Genomic DNA, 4,447 nt, shown 5'->3' with positions numbered 1-4,447 from the left:
TCCCTGTCGGAGCGGAATAGTCCGAACGCCCAGTCTGCGAAGCTCGACCGCGAACTCCACGTCTTCTGGCCGTTGAGCAGCCAGCCGCCCTCGGTGCGGGTGGCCGTTGAACGGAGCGATGCCAGGTCGCTGCCCGACTCGGGCTCACTCCACGCCTGGCCCCAGATGTCGTCGGCGCGGGCCATCCGCGGCATGATCCGGTCCAGCTGAGCCTTCGACGCGTGTTCGAAAAGCGTTGGGGCGAGCAGGAAGATACCGTTCTGGCTGACCCGGCCCGGGGCGCCCGACCGGAAATACTCCTCCTCGAAGATCACCCAGTGCAGCAGGGGAGCGTTCCGGCCGCCGTATTCTTCCGGCCAGCTCACCACCGACATACGGTCGGCGGCCATCGTCGCCTCCCACTCGCGGTGCGCCTCAAAGCCTGCGGCGGTGTCCATCGACGGCAGTGCGGTGCGGGGCGCGTGTTTGGTCAGCCAGGCGCGGACCTCGGCGCGAAATTCGTCCGCGGCGGAATCGAAAAGCAGATCCATCTCAGTTCCCCGAAGCCGTGGTTGCCGAAGCCGCTGTAGCCGAAGCCTTCATGGACTTGGCATCCATACCGCCGAGTGAATCCCCGCCCGAGGCCTCGGAATTGGCGGCGTGGGCGTAGTGATGCCAGCCGAACACCGAATCCATCGAATTGCGCAGACCCATATTGTCCTCGCAGATGTTGACGGCCTTCTTGGACAGGAACAGTCCCTGCATCGGCATCGCCACCATCTTGGCGGCGAGCTCATCGACCTTGCCGGCCAGATCGTCGCGCGGCACAACATGATTGACCATGCCCCAGTCAGCGGCCTGTGCGGCGGTGAACCGGTCGCCGGTCATCAGGATCTCCTTGGCGCGGCGCGGGCCGAGGACGAAGGCGTGGGCGAAGTATTCGACCCCCGGAATGCCCATGCGTGCCACCGGATCGGAGAAGAACGCGTCGTCGGAGGCGACGATGAAGTCACAGATCCAGGCCAGCATCAGCCCGCCCGCGATGCATGCGCCATGCACCTGCGCGATCACCGGTTTGGGGATGTCGCGCCAGCGCCGGCACATCCCCATGTACACCTCGATCTCCCGTGCCAGCCGCTGATCGGCACCTTGCTTATCGGTGTGATCCCAATGCAGCGTGGCCACGTTGTCGTAGAAGGTGTCGAAGTCGCGTTCGGGGGTGCCGATGTCGTGGCCGGCCGAGAAATGCTTGCCGTTGGCCCGCAGCACGATGACCTTCACCGACGCGTCGTCCACGGCCTTGCCGAACGCGGCGTCCAACGAGTACGTCATCACCGAGTTCTGGGCGTTGCGGTACTCGGGCCGGTTCAGCGTCACATAGGCGACCGCGCCGTCGGGTCCGCCCGTCTCGTACGCGACGGGAGTGGTGTCCGGGCCGAGATCGTCGCGACCCAGCGCGGGGGGAATGACGCTTTCACTCATGCTCCCGAGCGTAACCTAGCAAGTGCTTGGTTGGTAGGTCGGGCCGCTTCGGCTTCGTCCCAGCGGCGTCGCTGTGTCACAGTCATGGGGTGAAGCGACGGACCGGCGGAAGGATTCCCGCATGACCGGCTCGGGCGGCAATATCGTCTGGCAGTCGAGCAAGGTCTCTCGTTCGCAACGACCGCATCAGGGCGCGACGCTGTGGCTGACCGGGCTGTCCGGGTCGGGCAAGTCGTCGCTGGCCATCGAGCTGGAGCGGTGCCTCGTCGCCGCGGGAGCGCCCGCGTACCTGATGGACGGCGATAATCTCCGCCATGGTTTGAACTCCGATCTGGGTTTCTCCGACGACGATCGCCGCGAGAACATCCGCCGCACCAGCGAGGTCGCGGCGTTGTTCGCCGACTCCGGCGCTATCGCGATTGTGGGGCTGATCAGCCCGTTCGCCTCCGAACGACAACGCGCACGCGAGATTCACGCCGAACGTGGCCTGCCGTTTCACGAGATCTTTCTCGACACACCGATCACCGAGTGCGAGCGACGGGACCCCAAGGGGCTGTACGCGCGTGCGCGGCGCGGGGAGATTCCGCATTTCACCGGAATAGACTCGCCGTACGAGGCGCCCCAGCACGCGAACATCGTCGTCACCCCGGCCGACGGAACACCGACCGAGGTCGCCGAGTCCGTGCTCGACCGGCTGGGTCTGGGCCGCAACCGCTGAAGGAGAATCGGTGTCATCGGAACGTCTTGACGATCGGGCGCTGGCGGGCGAGCTGGCCACCGCAGCCGGACAGTTGTTGCTGCAAGTGCGCTCGGACAGTGGGCTGTCGGGCAAGGAACTCGGGGACGCGGGCGACCTGCGCGCCAATGACCTGCTGCTGTCGCGGCTGGCCGCCGACCGCCCCGGTGATCTCGTGCTGTCCGAGGAATCCACCGACGACAAGCGCAGGCTCACGGCGTCGCGGGTGTGGATCGTCGACCCGCTCGACGGGACCCGCGAGTACCGGACGCCGGGTCATTCGGACTGGGCCGTGCATGTGGCGTTGTGGTCGGCGGGCCGGTTGATCGCCGGGGCGGTGGCCCTGCCCGCGCTCGGCATCACCTATGTCGATGACGACGCACCTATCGAGCCTGTCGCCGGTCTGCTTCCGCCTCCCGCCGATGACCGGCTGCGCGTGGTGGTGAGCGGGTCCCGTCCGCCCGCCTTCTCGGACGTGGTCGCCGAGGCCGTCGGTGGTGTGGTCGCGCCGCTGGGGTCGGCCGGGGCCAAAGCCATGGCCGTCGTGCGCGGCGAGGCCGCGGCGTATGTACATGCAGGCGGGCAGTACGAATGGGATTCGGCGGCGCCGGTCGCGGTGGCGCAGGCACAGGGCCTGTGGTGCGGCCGCATCGACGGTTCGCAGCTGGTCTACAACAACGACGACACCTACCTGCCGGACCTGATCATCTGTCGGCCCGAGTTGACCGACGCTATCGTCGGGGTGACTTCCCGCTATTCGTAACTGAATTCGGGTGTTCGGCTTTGTCCGGTGAGTTGCGCCAGCGCCGCGCGGATGTCGGCGGCGTCGATGCACATGAGATCCTCGTGGGTAAGGGTGCCGAGATCGTCGCGGTCGGAGAGCCGGAATTCGCGTTCTTCCTCGGCGGTTTCGATGACGTTGCGGATGAACCGGCCGTTGCCGACGATGTCGATGCCGCGGCGCAATCCTGAAGCGGTCGGGCGAATCTCGGAACACAGCGCGGCACAGGCCCGTTCGAGTTCCACCAGGGCGTCGGTGGTGAGGGCTGAATCGCGGCCGGCGGCGATGTGCGAACCGATGTCGGCCAATTCGGTGGGGGAGTACGAAGCAAACCGGATGCGCCGCGAAAACCGTGATGCCAGACCGTCATTGGCGCCGAGAAAGCGGTCGATTTCGTCGTCGTAACCGGCGATGATCACCACCAGCCGGTCGCGGTCGTTTTCCATCCGCGCCAGTAGCGTGTCGACGGCCTCCCGGCCGAACGCGTCGCCACCGGAAAGTCCTTCCTGGATAAGCGTGTATGCCTCGTCGATGAACAGCACCCCGTCGAGTGCGGAGTCGATCACCTCGGAGGTCTTGATGGCGGTGCTGCCCAGATGCTGGCCGACCAGATCGCCGCGGCCGACCTCGACGACCTTGTCGGACTTGATGAATCCCAGCCCGCAGTACATGGCGGCGACGATGCGGGCGACGGTGGTCTTGCCGGTGCCGGGTGGGCCGGTGAACGCCAGATGCAGGCTGCGTGCCGCCGTCGACAGGCCGCGATCAGAACGCAACCGTGCCATCGTCGCCGCAGAACGCAGCTTGGCCACTTGCAGTTTCACCTCGTCGAGCCCGATCTGCGTGTCGAGCCGGCGCTGGGCCCGATCCACCAGGTCGTCGTCGGTTCCGGCGTGGCTCGCCGCGGGCTCGCCGTCGGCTTCCGTCGCGGCGGGTGGGTCGGGGGTCCACGGGTCGATACGGGCATCGATGTCGGTGGCACTGGTGATCACGAGCCGGTACGCGGGTGACCGCAGCGCGTCGGTGGCCGGGCCGAAGCCCGGGTCGCGGGCGTAGACCTGCTGAAACCGGCTCAGCGCCTCGGTTTCCTGGCCCTGTTCACGCAACGCCATCCCGGTGGTGAACAGGGCCTGGGTGGCCAGGGCCGGAACGGGTCCGGAGAGCACATCGGACAGCTGCCGCATCCCCTCGTCGAACATGCCGAGTTGCACGCACGCGGTGCCGGTCATGAATTGTGCTGCGCAGCCCAGCACCGGATCGGGCCACGCCGCTGCTGGTGACAGCGTTGTCAGTACGTGATTCCACCGGCCGGTGGCGAACTGCAGCACCCCGCGGACCAGGTCGATGATCGGGATATTGTCCGCTACCTGTGACAACACGTCGTCGGCACCGGCCGGATCGCTGCCCCGGACGAGAGTCGCCGCATATGCGGCGGTGGCTTCGAGGGCATCGGCGAGCGGATAGTCGAT

Annotated in this window: 4 protein-coding genes and 1 pseudogene; 2 read left to right on the top strand and 3 right to left on the bottom strand. The window is 66.9% G+C overall.

The window, feature by feature from the left end; translation table 11 throughout:
* Both KDB67_RS14685 and KDB67_RS14680 read right to left on the bottom strand, forming a co-directional pair.
* Positions 1-530, bottom strand: a 530-nt coding sequence (locus tag KDB67_RS14685) for an acyl-CoA dehydrogenase family protein (RefSeq protein WP_291017021.1), incomplete at its 3' end; no start/stop codon positions are given.
* A 1-nt stretch (position 531) separates the two neighbouring features.
* On the bottom strand, positions 532-1,461 hold the full coding sequence (locus KDB67_RS14680; RefSeq protein ID WP_291017018.1) for an enoyl-CoA hydratase: 930 nt from the start codon (positions 1,459-1,461) through the stop codon (positions 532-534).
* 139 nt (positions 1,462-1,600) lie between these two features.
* Between KDB67_RS14680 and cysC the strand changes: the two are divergent.
* Both cysC and KDB67_RS14670 read left to right on the top strand, forming a co-directional pair.
* Positions 1,601-2,179: pseudogene (gene cysC / locus KDB67_RS14675) on the top strand (adenylyl-sulfate kinase); the annotation flags it as partial.
* A gap of 10 nt (positions 2,180-2,189) precedes the next feature.
* A complete protein-coding gene (locus KDB67_RS14670; protein ID WP_291016997.1) occupies positions 2,190-2,960 on the top strand; it encodes a 3'(2'),5'-bisphosphate nucleotidase CysQ in 771 nt (256 codons plus the stop codon).
* On the opposite strand, the gene eccA is transcribed toward KDB67_RS14670, so the two are convergent.
* On the bottom strand, positions 2,951-4,447 hold a 1,497-nt coding region (gene eccA / locus KDB67_RS14665; protein WP_291016995.1), incomplete at its 5' end, for a type VII secretion AAA-ATPase EccA. The genes KDB67_RS14670 and eccA overlap by 10 nt on opposite strands.

The organism is Gordonia sp. (in: high G+C Gram-positive bacteria) (assembly GCF_020438995.1).
In the GTDB taxonomy this organism is placed as follows: Bacteria; Actinomycetota; Actinomycetes; order Mycobacteriales; family Mycobacteriaceae; genus Gordonia.
The sequence above is the reverse complement of the archived record's forward strand: the minus strand, read 5'-3'. Positions and strand labels throughout refer to the sequence as shown.